We start from the raw sequence: 23279 nt of genomic DNA on the forward strand, positions 1-23279 counted from the left end.
CGGGGTTAAACCCCGGGTCAATCATTACGAAAGCTATTCTATTATATTGTTCCTGAGGCAATAAGAACCCATATGGATATTCCAAGAGCAGCAAGTGAACTTACTGTAGAGAGAATCAACCAGGGCGAAGTCTTTTTCTGAAGTGCTTCAACGTCCTGTTTTGTGGCGGCGTCAACAGTGGCCTTGTTGATCTCGGCTACTCTTTCCGAGAGATTCACAATAACAGGCTGAGTCTCAAGGTCACTAATCTTGAGGTATCTTTCAAGATTTACTACCGTTGTGTTTAGCCTAGATTCTAGTGAATCCGCTCTGGTCTTCAGTGCCTTGATCTCGCTCTCGTTCTTTCCTAACTGTGTGTTAACCGTATCCATTCCCAGAGAGATTCTGGAAAGACTCGCATCAACAGTCACGTTAAGCATATCCATATTCTCGTTAATCTTTGCCTCGAGATCACCGATGCTAGCCTGTGTTGCAGCAAAGTTCTTCGACTGTTGATCGGTTAGAGCGTTGAACTTGGAATTCAGAGCGTTAAGATCGCTCCTGAGAGAGGATACAGTGCTAACCGAGGACTTTAAGGAAGCAAGTTCGTTTTCATGGATCGTAACGATTTCGTTTATCGCGTTGATGCTTCTTTGGAGATTCCCGATATCACTCTTGATGATTCCGGTTTCAGAAGCGAAGTCGTCTCTCAGGGTTTGGAGATCCTTATACAGCACTTCGCTGGAGTTCTTAACCTGTGCAAGCTCGTCGATCCCCGCATAGAGATTCAAGTTTGCCTTAAGGTCGGTCTTGGTTACGTAGTTCTGGAGATCTCCGATTTTTGCGTAATCTGAAGAAATCGCGTTCACTCTTGCCGAAAGATAATCAAGCTTGTCAGTCGCCTCGGTAGGAAGCTTCACATTAGCAATCTGATCTTCAAGAGAAGAGATCTTGTTCTGGAGATCTCTCACGCTCAGCACATCGCCAGAAAGCGTCGTCATGGATTCCTTGATCGATGCAATCTCAATTGCATTTGCAGATGCCCTGTTGGTTATTGTGCTGAGTTTGGCATCATAGTCACTTAAAGAAGAGGACAGTGATCTTACGGTTGAATCAAGAGCCGAAATAGCCCTTTCGTTTGAAGAAATACTGCTCTGTATCATACTTACGTTGCCACTCAGTGTGTCAACTCTTCTAACGGCATCGTTAACCTTTGATTCCATAACCGTGAGATTAGACGTGCTGTTCTGTACATTCTGCACATCAAGAGCAAGCATGTCCAGCTTTTTGGTGGTCAAAGAAAGATCTTCAACGAATTTCATGATTTGCTGTCTGAGTGATTCGACAGTGCTCTGAGATACGCTTCCATTTGTAGAGATTCCCAGAGAGCTTATTCTGTTTTCGAGAGCGGTTATTCTCAGCTGGAGATCCATTGTGTCTATAAGCCTTCCGGTGGAATCCGTCAAAGCCAGTTCCAAAGCTTCAAGTCTTGACATAATCGTACCGTCTACCGCTCCGTTCTGAGGGACGGTACCCTGCCTGGCGAAGTTCAGTTCAACGTAATCGAGCGTCTTCTTTAACATGACAGCCGTCTGATACCTTGTCAGAGCATCGTTTCCATTGAAATAAGTTTTGCCGTCGGCCTGCACAATCCCGGTTAGAATACCGAGGTCAGAGAGCTTCATCACGGCATCGTAAGCCCAGTGATTTGAACTAACATCAACGTAATTGACCGCAGCGAATGCTGAAGTAAATGCCAGACCGAGAATAAGCAGTGAGGCAAGTAAAACTTTCATTTTCAATTTCTACACCTCCCCGAAGGAAATATTCTAAATGATTCTACCACAAATCTAGATTCCATCCTAGAAACTGGCGTGGTAATATTATCTCTGTGGGAGGTGTTGGAGTTGAAGAAAAGAACGCACACCTGTGGGGAATTGAGGGCTTCCGACACGGGGAAAGTAGTTACATTGAACGGCTGGGTCGATCGTATAAGAGACCTCGGCGGAATCAAGTTTGTTCAGGTGAGAGATAGATATGGTTTCACACAGGTGGTCTTTGATCCTCGAGATAATGAGCTTTACAACATGGCGTTGAAGTTGGGGAACGAGTTTTGCATTTCCGTAACTGGCTCCGTTAGGAAAAGACCCGATGATGCGATCAATCTTAGGCTTCCCACTGGGGAGATAGAGATTGTGGCCTCGGAGATGGAAATACTTTCAGATGCCGAAGTCCCGCCGATTTACATAAATATCGATGAAGAGTCGGCCGAAGAGATGCATCTTCGTCATAGATACCTTGATCTAAGACGGCCAAAGATGCAAAGAAACATTCTTACCCGACATAGATTTGTTCAAGCCGTTAGAGAGTACCTTAACAATAACGGCTTCGTAGATGTGGAAACACCGATCCTGGGAAAATCCACCCCAGAAGGGGCAAGAGATTTCCTCGTGCCCTCTCGTCTAAAGGCAGGCAAGTTCTATGCTCTTCCACAATCTCCTCAGATATTCAAACAGCTGCTCATGGTTTCCGGTTTCGATAGATACTATCAGATTGCCAAATGCTTCAGAGACGAGGACTTCAGGGCCGACAGGCAGCCGGAGTTCACGCAGATCGACTTGGAAATGTCCTTTGCAGATGAGGAAGATGTCTTTTCGATGACCGAGGGCTTGATGAAGTATGCGTTTGAGAAGGCAGCTTTCGCCGATATCAAGACACCGTTCAGGAGATTCACGTATCAGGAGGTTGTTGAGTTATACGGCAGCGACAAACCCGATACTAGATATGGAATGAAGATTCACGATATTACTTCAACCTTCGAAAAAACGGCTTTCAAAGTTATCTCTGATTCTATAGACAAGGGCGAGAAAGTCAAGGGCTTTCTCGTAGAAGGCAAGGCCGATAGATTTTCAAGAAAAAAGCTCGACGAATACACCGCATTTGCAAAAGAGAACGGTCTTGGAGGTTTGATGTGGGCGAAAGTTGAGGGCGACGGTCTGAAGTCATCTATACTTAAGCACTGTCCAGAAGAGCTCTCGTCATTGGTCTCTCTTTTCGCTGCGAATGAAAACGACCTGATTCTATTCAGCCTAGGAGAGGGGCTTCCGCTTTCGAAGGCTCTAGGACAGATAAGGAACAAGATTATTAAAGAGGAAGAGTTCTCGGTAGAGGGATTTGAGTTTCTTTGGGTAACGGATTTTCCCATGTTTTCCTACAACGAAGAAGAGCAAAGGATAGAGGCCGAGCATCATCCCTTTACTATGCCGGATCTGGAAGATCTTGAGAAATATGGAGAAAGTGATCCTTTGAAAGTTAGGTCGAAATCCTATGATCTAGTTCTCAACGGTTACGAAATAGCAAGCGGTTCAGTCAGGATTCACCGGAGAGATATTCAAAGCAGGGTATTTGACCTAATTGGGCTTTCACGGGAAGAGGCGACGGAGAAATTCGGCTATCTGCTAGAAGCCTTCAAATACGGTCCACCTCCTCACGCAGGAATTGCTCCCGGTCTAGATAGAATCATCGCAATCATCGTCGGCGCTCAGTCTATAAGGGAAGTAATAGCATTCCCGAAGGTCGCCAGCGGCGCGGATTTGATGACCTCCGCACCTTCCGAGGTTTCGCAGAAGCAGCTTGATTTGCTTAAACTACAGTTGAAAGATACGGAGAACTGAAGTTGAGGATCGCCATCGACGGGCCGGCGGCATCGGGAAAATCTACTGTTGCAAGGCTGGTTGCTGAGAAACTGGATTTTGTTTATATTGACACGGGTGCAATGTACAGAGCGCTCGCTCTGAAGGCCAAGAAAGCCGGAATTTCCTTTTCCAACGCCGATGAAATGGCTGAACTGATGAGCCATACGTATTTCTCGCTTTCGGATTCCGGTATCATCCTAGACGGAAGCCCGCTTGGTGACGAGATAAGAACCAGAGAGGTTTCGCTCCTTTCCTCAGATATCGCAAAATATTCTTATGTAAGAGATTTTTTGACTGAGCAGCAGAGAACGCTTTCAAAGCAGGGAAACGTTGTTATGGAAGGGCGAGACATCGGTACTGTTGTTATTCCCGAAGCTGAGCTTAAAATATTTCTTACTGCATCTGCCGGCGAAAGAGCAAGAAGGAGAGTGAAACAACTGAAATCAAGTGGTTTGGAAGCCACTTACGATGAGATTCTTGCTGAAATAGAAAGAAGGGATCTTAACGACTCGACGAGATCCGTTGCCCCACTAAAGGCGGCCTCGGACGCCATAATTCTGGACACTACAGATATGAGTATTGAAGAAGTTGTTTCAAGAATCGTATCACTGGCGGAGAAGCGACAGAGAGTCCACCTTGCAAGGTCAGTAGGCTTCTGCTACGGAGTCGACAGGGCTGTCAGTGAGGCTGTGAAACTGCTTAAGTCGGGAAAGAAGGTATATGCAACAGGAGAAATCGTTCATAACGAGAAAGTGATGGAGGATCTCAAGCAGCTGGGTCTAGAAGTAATAGATGACAGCATTTTATCTGGAAAACATGAAGGTGTCGCAATAATCAGGGCTCATGGAATCGACCCTGCTTCGGAAGAGAAATTACGGCGTGTTTTCGATGAAGTAATAGATCTGACCTGCCCTATAGTGTACAATGTATTTAGCCTGGCTGTAGATCTTCAGCGGCAAGGCAGTTTTATTGTGGTATATGGAAAGAAGAACCATGCCGAAGTAACTGCTCTTTCAGGTAGACTGAATAGGTATCTCATAGTTGAACCCGGAGAGAACTACGAGGAAGTTCTAGAAAAACTAGAAGGACTTGACCAAATTGCAATTGTCTCTCAAACGACAATGAGCAGTCTGGAATTCGAGAACTTCTCAGGGTTCGTGAAATCTCGTCTTGGAAAACGTGTCACTGTTTATAATACGATTTGCAAGGTTACAATACAGCGTGAATCTGAAGCCGAACGTCTGGCAAGGATTTCCGATACGGTAATTGTCATAGGTGGAAGGAACAGCTCAAACACAAAGAAACTGGTAAGAATAGTCCAAAGACTCGGTAAGAGGGCACTACATGTAACAGACCTGACTGATCTTCCTCAAGGTGATATGGGGAAGGTTGCCATAATTAGCGGCACATCAACTCCGTACGAGCAAATCCAGAAGATACTGGATTACATAGACAATAAGAGGGAGGTAACCAACAATGGAAGAGAAAATGAATCGGCAAGATGAAAACCTGAGCATGGAGGAGATATTTGAACAGATGGATGTTTCCTCAGCAAGGAAGGGAAGTAGAAAGGATGCAGAGGTTTTCTCCATTCAGCCAGACGGCTTGATGGTGATCATGGACGGAAAGCTAGACGGGTTCGTACCCGCGGATCAGCTGGTAAATGAACTGGAAGAGTACAACGTTGGAGATAAGATAGAAGTCATGGTCATTAAGACTAACGAAGAAGAGGGAAGAAGTACTGTCTCCGAGAAGAGGGTCCATGCTAGACAGGCAGTAAGCAAGGTTGAGAAGGCCTACAGAGAAGGTAAAGCGATTGATGGAAAGATTGTTTCAGAAACAAAGGCAGGATACAACGTCAGATTAGTTAAGACGGTCCCGGCCTTCCTGCCTGGATCCGAGTCGGGTATCAGAAAGGGAGATCCCGCTCCGGAGGGAACGTTGAAATTCAAGGTAATAAGGTTCAAGAGACAGAGGAACGGCATAAACGTTGTTGTTTCTCTAAGGGCATTCCAGGAAGAAGCTATCAAGGCTTACTTCGAGACGATCGAAATCGGTCAGGAGCTTGAAGGAACGGTTGAATCCATCAAGAACTTCGGCGCCTTTGTCAAGCTCAACGACAACGTGACCGCTCTTATCCCAGCCTCAGAGATGAGTTGGGATCCCAGTGTAAGAATCAGCGATCTTCTCAAGCCTGGGCAGACGGTCAGGACCAAAGTAATCGGGGTCGATGAAGCTGAGAAGAAAATCTCCCTTTCTCTCAAGCAGATGACTGAAGACCCCTGGTTTACACTGAAAGACAGGTATGAGGTTGACTCTACAGTAGTGGGAACCGTTAAGAATATCACTCCATTCGGATTCTTTGTTTCGCTCGAACCCGGAGTGGAGGGTTTGGTTCACATCTCAGAAGTCTTCTGGGGAAACATTAAGAAGGATCTCAAGAGCGTTGTGGAAGTGGGAGACGAAGTCAAAGTAACCATCAAGGAAATCAATGAGGAAAAGAGAACTCTCTCTCTTTCTTACAGAGAAGCTATGGGAGATCCCTGGCAGAACATAGGCGACAAGTACAAGGAAGGTGACATCCTCAAGGCGAAGACTGCAAAGGTACTTCCTACCGGCGTCATTCTCGAGCTTGAAGAGTACGTCTCAGGATTTGTACCGGTTTCCGAAGTCTCCTGGAACTTTGTCGACAGAATCGAAGATGTTGTAAAAGAAGGAGACGAGATAGAAGTCAAGATCCTTTCAATAGACACTGTAAACAGAAGAATGAGACTGAGTATAAAACAGGCCTATTCTGACCCCTGGGAAAAGGTTTCGGCTGAACTATCGGTCGGTGATCACGTGACTGGAACTGTCACAAGGCTCACAAAGTCCGGCGCGATAGTCTTGATTGACTCTTACGGAGTTGAAGCCTTCCTTCCTGTCTCTCAGGTTGCTCTAGAAAGGACAGAGAATATCGAAGATTCCGTACAGGTTGGTAGACATGACCAGTTCAAAATAATCAGGCTTGTCTACGATCCCGACAACGACACAAGAAACATGGTAGTTTCCATAAGACAGCTCATAAAGGACAAAGAGGCTGCCGAGACTGATAAGGCCCTCAAGGATCTGAACGGAAATGGATCGGTTAACTCCAACAGTTTGGGAGAAATGATAAAGAACCAGCTCGAGGAAGAAGGAGAAAGCCTCTAGTGGCTACCGTCCTGATAATTGGACGACCAAATGTTGGAAAGTCAACTCTCTTCAATAGGCTTGTTGGTGGTAGAAGGGCCATAGTTGATGATATCCCCGGTGTGACGCGTGATTTCACTGTGGGTAGAGTAAACTGGCAACAGCGAACATTTCAGCTTGTCGATACCTGTGGCCTTTTCGAAAATCCCGAGAATATAGTTGAAGAAAAGATGAAAGAGGTCACCCTCGAACTACTGAGCGAGGGTGACCTTATTCTGTTCGTTGTTGATGGAAAATTTGGCCTCACTAGTGCTGATCAAGTGCTGGCGGACTACTTGAGAAAGCAGAGAATCGAAGTAATCTTCGTTGCAAATAAGGTGGAGAATCCAGAGTCTTTCTATTCAAATATGGGAAACGAGATCTTTTCACTTGGTTTCGGAGATCCGATCAAGATTTCTGCCGCTCACGGACTCAATATCGACTTACTTCTCGACGAGATTTTTGAGAGGCTGGAAACATTGGGCCACTCTGTCTATCTAGAAAGCAATGACGAATCTGAGCTCAAGATTGCGATTGTTGGGAAGCCCAACGCTGGAAAATCCTCGATCTTCAACTGGATTGTCGGAAGCCCAAGGAGTCTAGTGACGGAAGTGCCCGGCACAACTCGTGATACTGTTGACGAGACTGTAGAGGTTGATGGCATTCCAATCACATTTATAGACACCGCAGGAATTAGGAAGAAATCCAAAGTAAAAGTGATGAACGTAGAGTACTACAGTGTCATGAGGGCAATCGATGCACTCGAGAGATCGGATATCATCGTGATGGTGATGGATTCGGCGGACGGGGTAGGAAATCAGGATCAGCGAATCGCTGGCCTGGCAGAAAAGAATGGCAAGGCGACAATTGCGGTTTTCAACAAGTGTGATCTTGCAGATGAAAGAAGAAGAAAGGCACTGCTAAGAACCTTCAAGCAGGATCTCTATTTCATAGATTACAGCCCGGTGATCTTTACCTCTACACTGACCGGCGAAGGAATGGACGAGCTAATCGACAGCATAAAGCTGGTAAGCAAGAAGATCGACCTTAGATTACCTACCGGACTTCTTAACACCATTCTTCAAAGATACTCTGAAGGGACCCCTGCCCCAGGTAAGGGGAAAAAACGGGGCAAGATTTATTATGGATCGCAGATCGCCAGTAGACCCCCAATAATCATGCTAAATGTGAACGATCCTTCACTTTTTACCGAGCCTTATCTTCGAGGTATAAGGAATACGATTCGTTTGAATTTCGATCCATTCGAAGGGACTCCGATCTTCTTGAAACTCAGGAGGAAGAGATGAGGTATCTTCTATTTGCCTTGGTCGGATATGTCATGGGCTCGATTCCATTCAGCTTCATTATTCCGCTTGTCAAAGGTGTGAACATCACAAAGGTTGGAAGCGGAAACGTAGGTGGAACGAATGTACTTAGGAGCATGGGCGGGTATGCCGGGGCCGTCGCAATGATTCTCGATGGAGTGAAGGCTTTTGTTCCCGTACTGATAGCTCGGGCGGTCTTTGGAGTCTCTCTACCAGAAGGAATGATGATAGGTTTCTTCGCAGCAGTTGGTCACAGCTACTCGATATTTCTGAAGTTCAGAGGCGGTAAGGCTGTGGCCTGTACCGTGGGAACGCTTTCCGGAACTCTTCCGTGGTACGTGGCAGTCTTTTTTGGCATCTGGATTCCCATTGTTCTCGTTACCCAATACGTTTCTCTTGGATCACTCTTGGCTCTGGCTACCCTCTCCGGAATACTCTTTCTCACAGAGGGGTATGCGGTTGGCCTATGGATGCTGGCCTTCTTCGGACTCTCACTCTTCAGACACAGGAAAAACGTTGTGGCTCTCTTTAGAGGTGAGGAAAGAAAAACCGATCTCATCGCTGCCTTCAAGCGGAAACGCAACGAAATGAAAAATCGTTAGGCAGTTTCCTGGATGCATCTGTGAAAAGCTGCCCGTGGTCGTCATACGCGCTAAGTGCGGCCAGTCCGTGCTTCGCTAAGGCCATTTCCGACTTCGTAGGCAAAGGATTCGCAAGGCGATTGCTGTGGATTGCAGATCGCTGCTGAAAAACCGTTTTCGTCCATCCCAGAGCATGAGCCCGTCCTTGGGAAGAGCATTAAGAGCGGTTCTTCGTTTGTCGAAGAGAGTTTGTTCTTGGTTCCAGAGCGAGGATTTGTTTTTCGTTCTTGATTAAGGGCAAAAACCATGACCTAGATGCTGAAACACGGTTTTGATCCTGCCGGAGGACGGTGGACCGTTGACGGACAACGTAGCCTTCTGCAGCGATCAGCGTTTTTTAGCAAGCGTCCAGCGGTTCTCAGATCGTGATGCTGAAACAAGTTCATGACGCGAAGGGCAGGGTGTCGATTACAGGGTATAGGGTCTCGTAAAGAGAACTGGCAATCAATTCAGGGTTTCAATGCAACTGAGGAAGTTATCCCGACATCGGCTTTTGGAAGTTCCTCACTGTGTCATCCCGAACTTGTTTCGGGATCTAGTGCTTCGAGAAACCGTGGGTATGCATAGCAGGTAACAGGCTCGAAATAGCTTTCGAAGAAAGATTCTGAACCAAGTTCAGAATGACGAGATGTGGAGTTCTCTAGCAAAAATTGGGACATTAGGAGCCGGTCAGTCCCTATTTTCGCTCTCGTCTTCTCGTGAGCGCAGCGAACGTCTCAAATGTGTTCTTTCTCGGCTTTTCCAAGCGTCCAGCGGTTCTTAGATCGAGATGCTGAAACGAGTTCAGACGGCATTTGACGTTTTTTTATTCTTTGACTTGCAACTTGGAACAAAGAACTTGCAACTGCTCTTCCGAAGGACGGGTTCACAATCTAAGACGGGCAAATTATTCCCTCGAACCAATCTTGATTCTCAGCATGTGCCTCTGAAGTTTGGCCTCGTTTCTGGCGCGTTCGCGCCTTGACTTGCTTACCTGGAGCAACTCCTCTGCCCTTTTCAGTCGCTGCTTGGCACGCTCAACACTGATTTCTTCCGGAGTTTCCGCAGCATCTGTCACAATTGTAAGTCCTTCTCGTTCCTGAAGGACATAGCCACCGTGAACGGCAAACTGAAGAGTGCTAGAGCCGGACCGTACTTTCATTACATCAACAGTCAGTTTCATCAATGCAGGGGCCCTCTCGGGCAGATAACCTATCTCACCTTCTGTCGACCGGAACGAGATAAAATCTGCATCGCCCTCCCATTCTATTCCGTAGGGAGTTATAATTCTGATTTTTAAGGCCACTTCACTCATCCTTCGTAAGATTCTTTGCCTTTTCTTTTGCCTCGTCGATCGTCCCAACCATCATGAATGCCTGTTCAGGCAGGGAATCGTGTTTGCCCTCGAGTATCTCTTCAAATCCTCTTATCGTTTCCGATATCGGCACGTACTTGCCCTCCATGTTACTGAATTTTTCAGCAACAAAGAACGGCTGGGTCAGGAATCTCTGGATCTTTCTCGCTCTTTGGACAGTAAGCTGGTCTTCCTCGGAGAGTTCTTCCATTCCGAGAATCGCTATTATGTCTTGAAGGTCCTTATATCTCTGAAGAACCTCCTGGACCCTTCTTGCAACCTGATAATGTTCTTGACCTACAACGACTGGATCGAGATTCTTCGAGGTGGAGTCCAGCGGATCTACGGCCGGATAAAGCCCCTGTTCGGCTATCGAACGAGAAAGGTTTACCGTGGCGTCGAGATGACTGAATGTAGTGGCTGGTGCGGGATCTGTGAAATCATCGGCCGGGACGTAAATTGCCTGAACCGAAGTGATAGAACCCGATCTTGTCGAGGTAATTCTCTCCTGAAGGTTTCCCATTTCTGTAGCGAGTGTCGGCTGGTAACCGACGGCAGACGGCATTCTTCCCAGAAGGGCCGAGACTTCAGAACCGGCCTGAACAAATCGGAAAATATTGTCTATGAATACAAGTACGTCCTTCTTCTGTACATCTCTGAAATACTCTGCCATCGTTATGGCGGAGAGACCTACCCTGAATCTCGCTCCGGGTGGTTCATTCATCTGCCCGAATACAAGGGCGGTGTTCTCGATGACACCGGCTTCCTGCATATCGAGCCATAGATCGTTTCCCTCTCTAGTTCTTTCACCGACCCCGGCAAAGACTGAAAGCCCCTTCTGCTCGATTGCGAAGTTTCTTATTAGTTCCATGACTAGAACGGTCTTTCCGACCCCAGCACCCCCGGAGAAGCCTATCTTTCCCCCCTTGCTGAATGGCGCGAGAAGATCGATGACCTTTATTCCCGTTTCAAGTATCTCGACTTCGGTCTGCTGATCGGTGACCGACGGAGCAGCTCTGTGTATTTCCCAGTGATCGGAAAACTTCACTTCACCGAGCTCGTCTATCGGTTCACCGAGTAGATTGAACATTCTACCAAGAATCTCCTCTCCCACAGGAACCGTCACCTGCATTCCTGTATCAATGACATCCTGCCCCCTTACCAATCCATCGGTGCTGTCCATGGCAATCGCCCTGACACTGTTGTCACCTATTAACTGGGCAACCTCGAGGACTATCCCTTTATCTAAGAATTCGTTCTTTACTGTTAGGGCGTTCAAAATGTCGGGAAGTCTCCCTCCCTCAAACGATACGTCTACGACGGGACCGGTTATCGCGACTATTTTCCCAATGTTTTCTTCCTTTTTGTCCGGCACACTCACACCTCCAAAATCAATCAACCGTTAAGAGCCTCGGCGCCGTTTACAACTTCGATTATCTCCTGAGTGATATTCGACTGGCGCAGTTTATTTCTCACCAGAGTCAACTGTTCTATCATACTTTTCGCATTTTCAGTTGCATTCTTCATTGCGGTTTGTCTGGAGAAAAGCTCCCCGACCTTCGTTTCGTATAAGCCCTGAAGAACCTTTGCAACAAGCCAAGAGTTAAGAACATCTTTATACAGAACCTCGATTTCAGGTTCAAAATCAAACAAGTCATTGTCGGGTTTTTCGAGATCTTCAACTGGAAGGAGTCTGACGGTTTTGGGCATCTGAGCGAGAGGATTCTTGAAAAGACTGTAAACCATTTTCAAGCCTGACGCATTCCTATCTTCCATGACATCGACAATGTCGTCAACGATGATCGCTGCCTCGTCAAGATCTGGAGTATCGTAGAAATGACTGAACGCGGTTATAGGCAAGCCGCTCTTCTTAAAATAGCTTTCTGCCTTGATACCGACCGTAACGATGTGTATGATATCCGACTTCTCAACTTCGCGCTCAGCGGCCTTCATTATCTCGGCATTGAAAGCGCCGGCAAGCCCCATGTCCGAGCTGACTACAAGAAGAATCTCTCCTTCGCCCTCAATCTTCGGGTGATTTGTATCACCAAAGTAAGCTCTGACTAAGGCTCTCTCCATAGCCCTTTCGTAGAGCCTCACAAATTTCAGTCCCTTATGAATCTTGTTGATCTTTGCCCGCGCGACCATCTCCATAGCGCGGGTAATCTGCATCGTCGAGTTCGTTGACTCGATGCGTTTCTTTATCGTTCGCAGTTTACCCTTGCTCACCGTCAATCATCCTCGCTCAGTAAACAGCTTCTTCGTCTCTTCTATTGCTTTCTTAAGACGAGTCTCAATTTCATGTTCGATAACCTTCTTCTCTTTTATTGAATTCAGTACATCGCTGTAAGAGCTCCTAAGAGTCTTCAGAAGAGAGGTCTCGAATGCCGAAATCTTGGAGTTTTCCATCTCATCCAAATAGCCCTTGGTCCCGGCATAAAGAACGACAACCTGTTCTTCAACGGGCATTGGGACGTACTGATCCTGCTTCAGAAGTTCTGTCAGTTTCTCTCCCCTTGTCAGTTGGTCGCGGGTGGCCTTATCAAGTTCAGTCGCGAACTGGGCAAAAGAGAGCAGGTCTCTGTACTGAGCCAGCTCGATTCGAAGACTTCCCGCAATCTTCTTCATTGCCTTTATCTGGGCAGCGCCTCCTACCCTCGAAACTGAAAGGCCGACATTGATTGCCGGTCGATTTCCAGCGTAGAAGAGGTTTGGATCCAGATATATCTGTCCGTCGGTTATGGATATCACGTTTGTCGGTATGAATGCCGATACGTCGTTTGCCTGCGTCTCAATTATGGGCAACGCGGTGAGCGATCCTCCGCCGTAGTTTTCGTTCAGTCTTGCCGCTCTCTCGAGCAACCTGGAGTGCAGATAGAAGACATCTCCGGGATATGCCTCTCTTCCCGGCGGTCTCCTGAGCAGCAATGAGAGTTCTCTGTAAGAAGCGGCGTGCTTGGAAAGGTCGTCATATATGACGAGAGAGTCCTGGCCTTCAAACATGAAGTGTTCGCCCATTGCAGCTCCCGCATAGGGAGCAAGATAGGAGAGAGACGCCGTTTCGGAAGCCGAAGCGAATACAATCGTCGTATACTCCATCGCGCCAAACTGATTAAGCTTGTCGATAATCCTCGCAAGGGCTGCCGTTTTCTGCCCTATTGCAACGTAGATGCACTTGACGCCCTGTCCCTTCTGGTTTATTATCGCGTCGATCGCTATGGCAGTCTTCCCGGTCTGCCTATCCCCAATTATCAACTCTCTCTGCCCTCTTCCAATGGGGATTGTTGCATCTATTGCCTTTATTCCGGTCTGTAGAGGAGTGTCGACCGGTTTTCTCATTACTACCCCAGTTGCCTTGACTTCAACCGGTCTATAACTCTCTGTTTTGATCGGTCCCTTTCCATCGAGGGGAATTCCGAGAGGATTCACGACTCTTCCCAGAAGCTCCGGTCCTGTGGGGACTTCCATGATCCTTCCGGTTCGTCTGACGAGATCGCCTTCCTTTATCTCCTCATATTCCCCAAGAATAACTATTCCTACATTGTCCTCTTCAAGGTTCAATGCAAGGCCGAAGACGTTATTCTCGAATTTCACCAGCTCATTTGCCATGACGCCTTTGAGGCCGTAAGCCCTTGCAATGCCGTCACCTATTTGAATGACCTTTCCCGCTTCAAAATAATCAAACTCTATATCAGTCTTTTCTAGCTGATTCTGTATAACTCGCGTAATCTCAGATGGACTGATCTTCACTCATTCACCTCCCGAGGGCCCGAGCCCAACTCCTGGCTCACTCTCTTCAAACGACCGCTGAGACTTGTATCAATTACTTCATCTCTGAACCTGATCACATATCCTGCGATTAGATTAGGGTTAAGGTTGACCTTCAAAACCCCTTCCATTCCAGTTATTTCTCTGACTTTCTTCAGAATTTCCTCTCTCTCTTCGGAACCTAGCTCTACTGGAGAATCGATTTCGACATCTATTCTATTGCTTTCAAAAAGAAGTCTCGCGCCAAACGAGATTTCGATATCTGCCAGGAGCTCAAGTCGCTTCATCGATACAAGAAGAGAAACAAGTCTCTCTATCTGATCTAGAGGCTGTTGAACGAAGCTGAGAAGAATGCTTGCCTTTCTCCCGGCCGAGAGCGTCGGATCGAAAATAAACTCTGAAAGTTCAGTATCAGAAACAATCTCAGAAAGCTCATGCAGCTGAGATCGTGCTTGCTCTCTATTTGACGGAGGAAGGCTCAAAAAGAGCGCGTTCGCATATTTGGCGGCCAGAGAAAGGACTCTCTTCACTCCTTGTCACCCATGCTCTCAAGAATCCTCTTCGCATACTGTTTCTTGGCAGTATCGTCCATCTCCTTCTGAAGGAATCTCCCCACCATTGCAACGGCTGCGGTTACAATCGCGCCCTTGACTTCGCCTGCAGCTTCTTCGCGTTCACGCTGAATCTGAAGCTCGGCAGACTTGTACATTCTCTGTATCTCCTGTTGGGCATCTTCTCTCGCGTTTCTTACGATTTCCTCCGCCTGTCTCTCGGCCTGTGAGATTATCTCATTGGAGGATGATCGCGCCTCTTGAATCTTCGCCTCGTATTCTCTCTTGAGGTCGTTGGCTTCAGTTCTCAGCTTTTCGGCTTCTGCGATTTCGCTCCGTATCTTCTCTTTGCGCTGCTTCATGATATCGAAGAACTTGTCGAAAAGCAGTTTCTTCAGCACAAAAAAGAGCAGCAGAAAATTCAGTATCGACAGTATGGCTGTCAGATTAAGTTCAATCAAGTTATCACCCCTCCTCTGCTCAGGGGAAAAGATTCAGACTACCAGAAGAATCATGAATGCAATAACAAGAGAATAAATACCGGTAGTTTCTGCAATTGCGTCTGCCAAGATCATTCTGGTTGTCAGGGTTCCTATCATCTCCGGCTGCCTTGCCATTGCTTCCATCGCACTCGCGCCGATTCTACCTTCACCGATACCGGCTCCAATTGCACCTATTCCCATGGCAAGTCCGGCACCGATAAACTTTCCCATCAACATCAAGCCTTCTCCAATATCCACAGTAAAACCTCCTTACTCTATTAATGAGCTAATATATGCTATTGCGAGTATCGTAAATATCAACGCCTGTATCGCCCCGAAGAAAAGCCCGAATATTCCCCACAGAGCTGCCGGCAAAACAAAGTATTTGACAAGGTAACCAAGAATCAGTACTAGAATTGCCCCTCCCATTATGTTCCCGAAGAGCCTGAGCGCATGAGAAATCGGTTTTGCGATTTCACCGATTATGTTAATCGGAAACATCCACCAAATGGGTTCGAAGAAACTTTTGACCCAGCTCTTCAGACCCTTGACTCTTATAGCGTACACATGACTCATGACGAACACGAATAATGCAAGCATGAGATTCATGTTGAGGTCCGATGTAGGAGCATACCACGTATCGGCGAGGATCGTGAACGTGACCCCTCCGTTTTCCGTAGGGAAGGCATTTATGCCGGGGAAGCTGCCGATGATATTCGAGACCAGAATGAAAAGGAAAAGTGAGGCCGCAATGTCGAAGATCGGCCTGATGTACTCCTTTCTAGTCACTGAATCCTTCACAAGATCGAAAACGTAATCGAGGAGAGACTCGAGAAGACTCTGTTTCTTCCCCGGGATAATCTTGAAGACCTTCACTCTTGTAGCCATGAATATTATCAGACCCATTACTACCCAGGTCATGATTATCGTTAAGGGGTTTACCCTGCTGAGAGGGCCTTCTCCAAAGGGAAGCTGATAGATCCATCGCTGACCAACGCCCTCAAGCTGGAACTTGTAGCCTGTGACAACCATATATATGAGCACGGAGATATATCCTCCAGAAATAACTCCGAGGAATATCTTGTCGGATTTAGTGAGATTAAGATTCACAGAGCCACCTCCCAAAGGCTATCGTTGCGATTTTAAGATTCATGATTCCGAGAAAACTCCCTAAGAAGAACCCGGGTGAAACTGTGGATGCAGTACCGAAACAAATGCCATAGAAGGTATATCTCACGAGAAACCCGGTCGGGGCTCTCTTCTTTTCGGTTATCATGATATGTGCATCGTAGTTTATCAGCAGTAGAGCTAGCAAGGAAAATGCAGTTCCGTAAAAGACACCCAGCTCAGAACCGGGAAGCGGTATAAAGGCAAAGATGCCGCTTTCAACCATTGCCAGGGCTGCCAGTATTGTCGCTGTTTTTATCATCATTGTCCTTGTCTCTATCATATCGTTCTGCCTCTTTCAACAGATATCTTATTCCATTATATATGCCCGAGAAGGCTCCGAAAAGTAGGAAAAAAGAAATCCATACCTTACCCATTCCGAGGAACTTATACAGTAAGTATCCTATACCCCCCGAAACCATTATGTTCGCGATCACAATAACTGCAAACTGATAAAGCGTTGACAGCGCCGTCCAGTTTATCTTGTTTTTCTCATTCAAAGGGATTACGTCTCCGTTTCAGCACCAGTAATCACCTACAGAGATTTCAATATCCAGGGGAACGCTCAGTTCTACAACTTCAGACATTCCCTCCTTAAGAATCTCTTTCAGCTTTTCAATCTCCTTCTCTGGAGCTTCATAGACCATTTCATCGTGAACCTGGAGAATAGCAAAGCTTTCCATTTCTTTTTCTTTCAGCAGGTTATAGATCTTTATCATGGCCATCTTCATTATGTCAGCAGCCGTTCCCTGAATGGGCGTATTGATTGCTATCCTCTCGCCTTCCTGGATCACGTTTCTATTCTTAGTCTTAAACTGAGGGATCTCCCGCTTTCTGCCAAACATAGTCCTCACAAAGCACTTGTCTTTGGCCTCAGAAATTGTGTCCTTAATGAAGGCTCTTACCTCAGGAAAGGCTTTGAAATAATTCGAAATCATCTCTTCGGCAACATTTGTGGGAATCCTTAGTCTGCTTGCCAGTCCGTAGGAAGAGATTCCGTATATTATCGAGAAGTTTATCATCTTCCCTATTCTTCTCTGCTCTTCACTTACTTCGTTTTCTTTAACGCCGTAGAGATTTGATGCCGTTAAACTGTGTACATCTTTGTCGTTTTTAAATGCATCAAGAAGCTGCTTGTCCTGGCTTAGGTGTGCGAGAATCCTAAGTTCGATCTGGGAGTAATCTGCGCTCACAATCTTCCAGCCCTTCTTCTGAGGAATGACGCATTTCCTGATTTCTTTTCCCTCTTCGTCCCTAATAGGTAGATTCTGCATATTTGGGTTGCTGCTAGATAACCTTCCCGTCCCCGTTCCCGTCTGGTGATAGCTAGTATGAATTCTTCCTGTCACTTTGTTGACGAGCCCGGGAAGCGAGTCCAGGTAAGTCGATTTCAGCTTCTGGTACTTCCTGTAGTCGAGGAGCTTCTGCACCGCAGGATGTTCATCTGCGATTTCTTCTAAAGCGTCGGCGCTCGTCGAGTAGGAGCCACCCTTCGTTTTTTTTGAAGGTGTAAGGCCAAGTCTTTCAAAGAGAACCTTCCCGACCTGTGACGGGGAGTTGGGATTGAACTGCTCTCCCGTAAGGTCAAACAACTCCTCGAGGATTTTATCGAGAATCTTTCCGTACTTCTCTGAAAGGTTTTTGAGCGAAGGAACGTCGAAGTAAACACCATTTAGTTCCAGATCCGCAAGCACCGGAATTAGTGCCAGTTCAACCTTTCTGAATATCTCTTCAAGTTCCTGTTCATATATCTTTTTTCTAAGAACCGAAGAAAGCCTGAGTGAAATATCCGCGTCCTCCACCGAATAGCGGGCCGCCTCTTCTAGAGGTACCTTAGTGAAATCATCACCCAGTTGATTTTTCTTCATAAGATCTTCGAATTTTATCGTTTTGTACCCGAGAAATTTCATGGCTAGCTCATCGAGATTGAACCTCTTTGCATCTGGAGAAAGGAGATATGCAGCCAGCATCGTGTCAAAGTCGGGAACAACTGGATGGATACCGTTGACTGCTAAGACAGAATAATCGAATTTCAAATTCTGCCCGATTATCTTAGTTGACCTTTCTTCAAGAAGCTTCTTAAGCTTTTTCAGGACATAGTCTCGGTCTGCCTGCCACCCGTCAGACTCGTGTGCAATCGGAATGTAGTAACCGGACCCCTCATCGATGGAAATCGAGACTCCTACGATCTTCGCGCAATGAGGATCGAGAGAGGAAGTCTCGAGATCTATTGCGAATATTGGGTTGGAAACCAGCTTCTCGAAAAGCCTCTCGAGTTCATTTTCGCTCTTGACTAGTCTGTATCCATCTATCTCTGCAAAAGAATCATCGGCCTTATCGGTTAGGTTGAATTCATTCATCATAGAAGAGAATTCAAGTTTTAGGAAGATCTTTCGCAAATCGTTCTTTCTGAAACCCTCATACTTTATGTCGTCTAGCTCTATGTTCAGATCCTCATTGTCAAGTAGCTTTACAAGCTCCATCGAAAGTTCAAGCGAGCTTCTGCCGTCTATCAATTTCTTCCTCAGTCCAGGGCTGAGTTTCCTGATGTTTGCATAGATTCCTTCGATGTCACCGTATTCTTTCAGAAGCTTCTGGGCGGTCTTTATTCCGATTCCTGGAACACCGGGTATGTTATCCGACGGATCACCTGCGAGAGAAAGAAGAGCATGAAGCCTTTCCGGTTCCAGTTCATACCTGGACAAGACCTTCTCTCTGTCGTAGAGATCGAGATCGGTAAGACCCGTAACGAAACGCAAAATGTGAACCTTATCGTCCACCAGTTGAAGAAGATCCTTGTCGCCGGTTACTATAAGCACTTCGTCTACTTTATCACGGTACTTCTTCGCAGCCGTTGCAACGATATCGTCGGCTTCGATTCCGGCTATCGAAAGAAACTTTATGCCGAAGGCCTCGACTAGTTCAGGAATGTCCTTGAGTTGTGCTACAAGGGCATCTGGCATAGCCTCACGAGTTGCCTTGTATGATTCGTACGCCTCATGACGCTTCGTAGCTTCCTTTCGGTCAAAAGCGAAGATAGCATAGTCACCATTCTTCATTCTCTCTCGAGTGAATTTCGACAACATCCTCGCCGTTCCAAAGAGAGCGTTTGTTGGTTCACCCTTGGAATTAGTGAGTGTTACATCTATCCCGTAGTAACCACGGTAGAAGATTGCAGTTCCATCAAAGAGAAACAGTTTTCCGGGCATTACTCTGCCTCCAGTTCGTCGAGTAGCTCAACAGCCCTCCTAAAGTGAGGAATAACTATCGACCCCCCAACTATCAGTGCTATGTTGAGCACCTCCATGATCTCTTCTCTACTGGATCCCGTTGCCTTGCATTGAATTATGTGATAAGCGATGCAATCGTCACACCTGAGAACTGCCGAAGCCACAAGACCCATCAACTCTTTAGTTTTCGAATCCAGCGCCCCATCCTCGTAAACAGCACCGTCCAGCGAGAAGAAACGCTTCGTATCTATGTTACCAGTTTCAAGGATTCTATTGTTCATCCTTTCTCGAAAACTTCTGAAATCTTCAAGTCTTCCCATTTTTCCTCCTAAAGTGAGATAGAGAATACTCTCATTGCGTTGTTCAAGAGGCTTTCTGAGCAACTGATCGGCGAAATCCCTTTCTGATTCGCAATTTCCTCGATGACATATCCGACGTAGTAGGGCTCGTTCCGTTTACCTCTGAATGGAACTGGCGGAAGATAAGGACAGTCGGTTTCGCAAACGAGTCTATCAAGAGAGACTTCCCTTACGACCTCCCTGAGCTCATCATTCTTCTTATATGTCAATGGCCCGCCGATTCCGAGGAAGAACCCCAGCTCCACGAACATTTTCGCATATTCTAAATCAGCGGAAAAGGCGTGAATTACTCCCTTGAAGTGCCCGAATTCTTTGAGCATCTCGTAAGCTTCGGAGTAGGCCTCCCGAACGTGCACCACGACAGGAAGATCCAGCCTGGCCGCCAGTTCAAGCTGTTCTTTGAAGGCTCTTATCTGGTCTTCAACAGGAGAAAGATTCCTGAAGAAATCAAGTCCTATCTCGCCAACAGCAACGGCTTTATCACTCAAAAGCAAAGATTCTAATTTGAGAAGACCGTATTTATCTAGCCCGCTGCTGTCATGAGGATGAACTCCGGCCGAGAAGAAAGCATTTCGCAGTCCTTTCACAGTTCTGAAGGCCCTTTCGGAGTCCTCTGCATTTGTCCCGATCTCAACAAGAAGAGATATCGTGTCATCTTCAATTTGCCTGATTATTCTCTCTCTATCTGAATCAAACTGGGGAAAGGAGATGTGTGCGTGAGTGTCGACAAGCTTCAGTGAGGAGAAATCAGGCGTTGGCTCTGACATGGAAGATGTCACCGTCCTTAACGATCTCCTCTTTACCAACGATCTTCACCATGCCTTTTGCCTTTGCTTCCTGCATGCTCCTTACCGTCATGAATTCATCGTATGGTATAACTTCTGCCCTGATGAAGCTCCTCTCCAAATCCGTGTGTATCTTCCCAGCAGCAGCCTTGGCCGGAGTATTTTTCTTTATTGTCCATGCCCTAACTTCATCTTCGCCGACGGTCAAGAAGGAAATCAGGCCCATGTGTTCATAGACCACTCTCGACAATCTCTCAATGCCACTTTCGGAGATTCCAAGCTCTTGCATGAAAATCTCCCTGTCCTCCTCGGATAGTTCCATGAGCTCGGATTCTATCTTTCCTGAAAGTTCAATGTGCGCGAAGTTTCTTTCACTTATCCTTTGAAGAACCATCTCACGTTCGGGATAATCATTAGCGGAGAACTGATCCTCATCAAGGTTGATGGCGACGATTATCGGCTTCGCCGTGAAGAGCGCGAGCGAACCGAGGAGTTTCAAATCATCCTCAGCAAGTTCAAGTTGCGATGCGAAACTGTTCTCGTCGAAGCCCTTCTCGATGAGGTGGAGAAGCTCAGTCTCCCTTTCTTCGTCGGCAGATAGCTTTCGTTTCTTCTTCGCTTCTTCAAGTCTTAAGAGTCTGCCCTCTACCACTTCCATGTCTCTTACGAGAAGCTCGGTTTCTATGGTCTCCAATTGCTTGACGGGAGTGTAGGCTCCGGTAGGCCAAGGAACTGTTGTATCTTTGAAGGCTCTAACCACCGCCATAACCGCCTCTGAATTCTGAATAAACTGGAGAATACGATTCTTCTCCTTCTGATTTGCCGCAAGATCGTAACCGGGAATATCTGTGAAAGAGACTGTTGCATATACTGTTTTTTTTGGATTGAAGATCTTCGAAAGTTCATCTACTCTTTTGTCGTGTACTTTCGCAACGGCCGTATGAGCCTCGTTCTTGTGACTGGAATGGGGTTCGACACCAGTTAGGAGGGTGAACAGCGTGCTTTTCCCGCTCAACGGTAGACCAAAGATGCCTATCTCCATAACAACGCCTCCTTTTGACAAATCTATATTATCAGAATAGGGACTGCAATGGGAAGCCAGATTAAAACAAGTGAGGGAAGGTAAGGGTCCTGTAAAGTCTCTTCACCCATGAAATAGATTCACTGCAGAACGCCGTAGTGAAATTAGAACACTGCTCAAACGTAGCTTGGAATTGAAAAAAGGGGCTACACTGTGTGACCGCTTATCCTCTTCAGGGCGGCTCTGTCCAGAATCCTTATCTGTCTTCCGTCCTGCTTGATTAGCCCCTGCGCAACAAACTCAGAGAAGACCCTTGACAGGGAGGGTCTGGCCACTCCAAGAGCATCAGCAAGCTCTTCCTTCGTAGTCTTCAGTTCGAACTCATCTCCCAGATCATCACTTTGCCTGAGAAGAAAGTTTGCCAACCTTTGATTCAGAGTGTTCAAAGAGAGCATCCACACCTTTTCTGCCAGAGTAGTCAGTCTGTCTCCCATATTCCTAAGTAGGTTTCTCAAAAATACCTCATACTCCTTACAAAGCCAGAGAATTCCATCTCTTTCGATGTAAAGAATCGCACTTTTCGCAGTTGAGACAATATCTACAGGGAGACGATTCTCTGTAGCGAAGAGAAAGCCGGAAGCTAGTATAGATGGAGCCTCCATTGTTTCAATTGTCATGACCCTGCCGGAGAAATCCTGCATTTGCGCCTTTGTCTGTCCTTGAAGAAGGACAAGCATTTCATCACAGATGGCATTCTGTTCTTCGACAAGTTCTCCGGGCAGGAAGAAACTGATCCTGTGATTTACACTTCCGAAGATCCTTTCAAGCTCGCCGACTTTTATCCCTCCAAACAAAGTGCATCTTCCAAGATTGAAAATTAAAGGATTCAAAAGCCACCCCCGTGAAAGGTCGATTCACTTTGATTATAACCAGATTAGTTGTTTTTTGTTGTTTGATTTGTTGTTTTCCAGCAGTGTAAGTCTTAAGCACTTGATTTTAGCATCCTTAAAATTGTATGATATTTTCAGTATACTTTGATATCTTCTTTTTGGAGTTGTTGCGGGTCAGCATTTTAGCTAATCTCAAGCTTTTGAGTCCGCTGCTTGTACTCTTGTAAAGACATTATGGAGGCAATCTTGAGACTTTTCATATTCGATGTGGGTGGGGTTGTTGCAGAAAATACAAGTGTGGTTCCGTCGATAAGCGGTTTTCTCGGTATCTCGAAAGAGGAGTTTGTGGAGATTGCGGAAATGGATAATCTCCTTGCTTTGCAGACGGGAAGAATCACGGTAGAGGAATTCGTTTACGTTTTCTCTCGAAAGCTCGGTAGACCGGTCCCGAGGAATATCTGGGACATGTTTTTCAAACCGACTCCAATGGAGGAGACCGTCAGAATAATCGAGAAACTTCGAAGGAAATACAGGGTGGTTGCCGGTACAAATACAATCGAGTCGCATTACGAAATACACAGGTCGCGGGGCGACTACGAAGTCTTCGACAGGGTATATGCATCACATTTGATCGGATATGCAAAACCAGACAAGGCATTTTACAGTCATATCCTTCGTGAAGAGAATTGCTGCGCAGAAGAAGCTTTCTTCACGGATGACACGAAAAAAAACGTTGAGGCCGCTGCCAAACTAGGAATTGTTTCTTATCATTTTACTGATTCAACAGCTTTAGAAAAAAGACTCAGAGAATACCTTTGAGTAACTTCACATCGAAAGGGGTGT

The 23279-nt window shown here is 46.4% G+C and carries 22 protein-coding genes; 6 read left to right on the forward strand and 16 right to left on the reverse strand.

The features are described from left to right. Nucleotides 1-41 precede the first annotated feature (41 nt). Entirely contained in the window at nucleotides 42-1775 is a 1734-nt protein-coding gene (locus Y696_RS05390) for an S-layer homology domain-containing protein (RefSeq protein ID WP_259459862.1), read from the reverse strand. Between the two features lie 111 nt (nucleotides 1776-1886). On the opposite strand from Y696_RS05390, the gene aspS reads away from it, so the two are divergent. The 5 genes from aspS to plsY are packed head-to-tail and all read left to right on the forward strand — an operon-like array spanning nucleotide 1887 to nucleotide 8811. Next, on the forward strand, nucleotides 1887-3653 hold the full coding sequence (aspS, locus tag Y696_RS05395) for an aspartate--tRNA ligase (protein ID WP_121509852.1): 1767 nt from the start codon (nucleotides 1887-1889) through the stop codon (nucleotides 3651-3653). 2 nt (nucleotides 3654-3655) lie between these two features. Next, on the forward strand, nucleotides 3656-5179 hold the full coding sequence (gene cmk / locus Y696_RS05400; RefSeq protein WP_121509853.1) for a (d)CMP kinase: 1524 nt from the start codon (nucleotides 3656-3658) through the stop codon (nucleotides 5177-5179). After that, the gene (locus tag Y696_RS05405) at nucleotides 5151-6866 is read left to right on the forward strand and encodes a S1 RNA-binding domain-containing protein (RefSeq protein ID WP_121509854.1); all 1716 of its coding nucleotides are present in this window, start codon (nucleotides 5151-5153) and stop codon (nucleotides 6864-6866) included. Before cmk ends, Y696_RS05405 begins: the two co-directional genes overlap by 29 nt. Continuing rightward, the gene (gene der / locus Y696_RS05410; RefSeq protein ID WP_121509855.1) at nucleotides 6866-8191 is read left to right on the forward strand and encodes a ribosome biogenesis GTPase Der; all 1326 of its coding nucleotides are present in this window, start codon (nucleotides 6866-6868) and stop codon (nucleotides 8189-8191) included. Before Y696_RS05405 ends, der begins: the two co-directional genes overlap by 1 nt. Continuing rightward, nucleotides 8188-8811, forward strand: a complete 624-nt coding sequence (gene plsY / locus Y696_RS05415) for a glycerol-3-phosphate 1-O-acyltransferase PlsY (protein WP_121509856.1) — start codon at nucleotides 8188-8190, stop codon at nucleotides 8809-8811. Before der ends, plsY begins: the two co-directional genes overlap by 4 nt. A gap of 925 nt (nucleotides 8812-9736) precedes the next feature. On the opposite strand, the gene Y696_RS05425 is transcribed toward plsY, so the two are convergent. The 15 genes from Y696_RS05425 to Y696_RS05495 all read right to left on the reverse strand — a co-directional run bounded on the left by Y696_RS05425 (nucleotide 9737) and on the right by Y696_RS05495 (nucleotide 22436). Next, nucleotides 9737-10144 carry a F0F1 ATP synthase subunit epsilon gene (locus Y696_RS05425; RefSeq protein WP_099772231.1) on the reverse strand — a complete coding sequence of 136 codons (408 nt, stop codon included), beginning with the start codon at nucleotides 10142-10144 and terminating at the stop codon, nucleotides 9737-9739. Next, on the reverse strand, nucleotides 10137-11558 hold the full coding sequence (atpD, locus tag Y696_RS05430; protein WP_121509858.1) for a F0F1 ATP synthase subunit beta: 1422 nt from the start codon (nucleotides 11556-11558) through the stop codon (nucleotides 10137-10139). The genes Y696_RS05425 and atpD overlap by 8 nt, the downstream gene beginning before the upstream one ends. 20 nt (nucleotides 11559-11578) lie before the next feature. Continuing rightward, nucleotides 11579-12412: an ATP synthase F1 subunit gamma gene (gene atpG / locus Y696_RS05435; RefSeq protein WP_121509944.1), complete on the reverse strand. Its 834-nt coding sequence runs from the start codon at nucleotides 12410-12412 to the stop codon at nucleotides 11579-11581. A gap of 6 nt (nucleotides 12413-12418) precedes the next feature. Beyond that, the gene (gene atpA, locus Y696_RS05440; RefSeq protein WP_121509859.1) at nucleotides 12419-13933 is read right to left on the reverse strand and encodes a F0F1 ATP synthase subunit alpha; all 1515 of its coding nucleotides are present in this window, start codon (nucleotides 13931-13933) and stop codon (nucleotides 12419-12421) included. Then, entirely contained in the window at nucleotides 13930-14481 is a 552-nt protein-coding gene (gene atpH, locus Y696_RS05445; protein ID WP_121509860.1) for an ATP synthase F1 subunit delta, read from the reverse strand. Before atpH ends, atpA begins: the two co-directional genes overlap by 4 nt. Further along, a complete protein-coding gene (gene atpF / locus Y696_RS05450; protein ID WP_121509861.1) occupies nucleotides 14478-14963 on the reverse strand; it encodes a F0F1 ATP synthase subunit B in 486 nt (161 codons plus the stop codon). Before atpF ends, atpH begins: the two co-directional genes overlap by 4 nt. A gap of 33 nt (nucleotides 14964-14996) precedes the next feature. After that, complete coding sequence (locus Y696_RS05455) at nucleotides 14997-15242, reverse strand: F0F1 ATP synthase subunit C (RefSeq protein ID WP_099772236.1); 246 nt, start codon at nucleotides 15240-15242, stop codon at nucleotides 14997-14999. Between the two features lie 12 nt (nucleotides 15243-15254). Next, on the reverse strand, nucleotides 15255-16094 hold the full coding sequence (gene atpB / locus Y696_RS05460) for a F0F1 ATP synthase subunit A (protein WP_121509862.1): 840 nt from the start codon (nucleotides 16092-16094) through the stop codon (nucleotides 15255-15257). Next, on the reverse strand, nucleotides 16084-16416 hold the full coding sequence (locus Y696_RS05465; RefSeq protein WP_257211996.1) for a hypothetical protein: 333 nt from the start codon (nucleotides 16414-16416) through the stop codon (nucleotides 16084-16086). Before Y696_RS05465 ends, atpB begins: the two co-directional genes overlap by 11 nt. Continuing rightward, a complete protein-coding gene (locus Y696_RS05470; RefSeq protein ID WP_099772239.1) occupies nucleotides 16370-16651 on the reverse strand; it encodes an AtpZ/AtpI family protein in 282 nt (93 codons plus the stop codon). Before Y696_RS05470 ends, Y696_RS05465 begins: the two co-directional genes overlap by 47 nt. Nucleotides 16652-16669: 18 nt before the next feature. Further along, complete coding sequence (gene polA, locus Y696_RS05475; protein ID WP_121509863.1) at nucleotides 16670-19360, reverse strand: DNA polymerase I; 2691 nt, start codon at nucleotides 19358-19360, stop codon at nucleotides 16670-16672. Beyond that, nucleotides 19360-19701 (reverse strand): carboxymuconolactone decarboxylase family protein, encoded by a 342-nt coding sequence (locus Y696_RS05480; protein WP_121509864.1) that lies wholly within the window; start codon nucleotides 19699-19701, stop codon nucleotides 19360-19362. Before Y696_RS05480 ends, polA begins: the two co-directional genes overlap by 1 nt. A gap of 8 nt (nucleotides 19702-19709) precedes the next feature. Then, nucleotides 19710-20507 (reverse strand): TatD family hydrolase, encoded by a 798-nt coding sequence (locus Y696_RS05485; protein WP_121509865.1) that lies wholly within the window; start codon nucleotides 20505-20507, stop codon nucleotides 19710-19712. Continuing rightward, nucleotides 20488-21567: a redox-regulated ATPase YchF gene (gene ychF, locus Y696_RS05490; RefSeq protein ID WP_121509866.1), complete on the reverse strand. Its 1080-nt coding sequence runs from the start codon at nucleotides 21565-21567 to the stop codon at nucleotides 20488-20490. The genes Y696_RS05485 and ychF overlap by 20 nt, the downstream gene beginning before the upstream one ends. 185 nt (nucleotides 21568-21752) lie before the next feature. Beyond that, complete coding sequence (locus Y696_RS05495) at nucleotides 21753-22436, reverse strand: Crp/Fnr family transcriptional regulator (RefSeq protein ID WP_121509867.1); 684 nt, start codon at nucleotides 22434-22436, stop codon at nucleotides 21753-21755. Between the two features lie 246 nt (nucleotides 22437-22682). On the opposite strand from Y696_RS05495, the gene Y696_RS05500 reads away from it, so the two are divergent. Beyond that, nucleotides 22683-23255 (forward strand): HAD family phosphatase, encoded by a 573-nt coding sequence (locus tag Y696_RS05500; RefSeq protein ID WP_259459856.1) that lies wholly within the window; start codon nucleotides 22683-22685, stop codon nucleotides 23253-23255. The last annotated feature ends 24 nt before the right edge of the window (nucleotides 23256-23279 follow it).

This window comes from Mesotoga sp. H07pep.5.4 (assembly GCF_003664935.1).
Classification (GTDB): Bacteria; Thermotogota; Thermotogae; order Petrotogales; family Kosmotogaceae; genus Mesotoga; species Mesotoga prima.

Bases quoted from the DNA above. Each gene is read 5' to 3' on its own strand.
- Y696_RS05480 (WP_121509864.1), bottom strand. From the start codon at position 19,701: ATGGGAAGACTTGAAGATTTCAGAAGTTTTCGAGAAAGGATGAACAAT.
- polA (WP_121509863.1), bottom strand. From the start codon at position 19,360: ATGCCCGGAAAACTGTTTCTCTTTGATGGAACTGCAATCTTCTACCGT.
- Y696_RS05465 (WP_257211996.1), bottom strand. From the start codon at position 16,416: ATGATGATAAAAACAGCGACAATACTGGCAGCCCTGGCAATGGTTGAA.
- Y696_RS05425 (WP_099772231.1), bottom strand. From the start codon at position 10,144: ATGAGTGAAGTGGCCTTAAAAATCAGAATTATAACTCCCTACGGAATA.
- Y696_RS05485 (WP_121509865.1), bottom strand. From the start codon at position 20,507: ATGTCAGAGCCAACGCCTGATTTCTCCTCACTGAAGCTTGTCGACACT.
- Y696_RS05405 (WP_121509854.1), top strand. From the start codon at position 5,151: ATGGAAGAGAAAATGAATCGGCAAGATGAAAACCTGAGCATGGAGGAG.
- plsY (WP_121509856.1), top strand. From the start codon at position 8,188: ATGAGGTATCTTCTATTTGCCTTGGTCGGATATGTCATGGGCTCGATT.
- ychF (WP_121509866.1), bottom strand. From the start codon at position 21,567: ATGGAGATAGGCATCTTTGGTCTACCGTTGAGCGGGAAAAGCACGCTG.
- Y696_RS05390 (WP_259459862.1), bottom strand. From the start codon at position 1,775: ATGAAAGTTTTACTTGCCTCACTGCTTATTCTCGGTCTGGCATTTACT.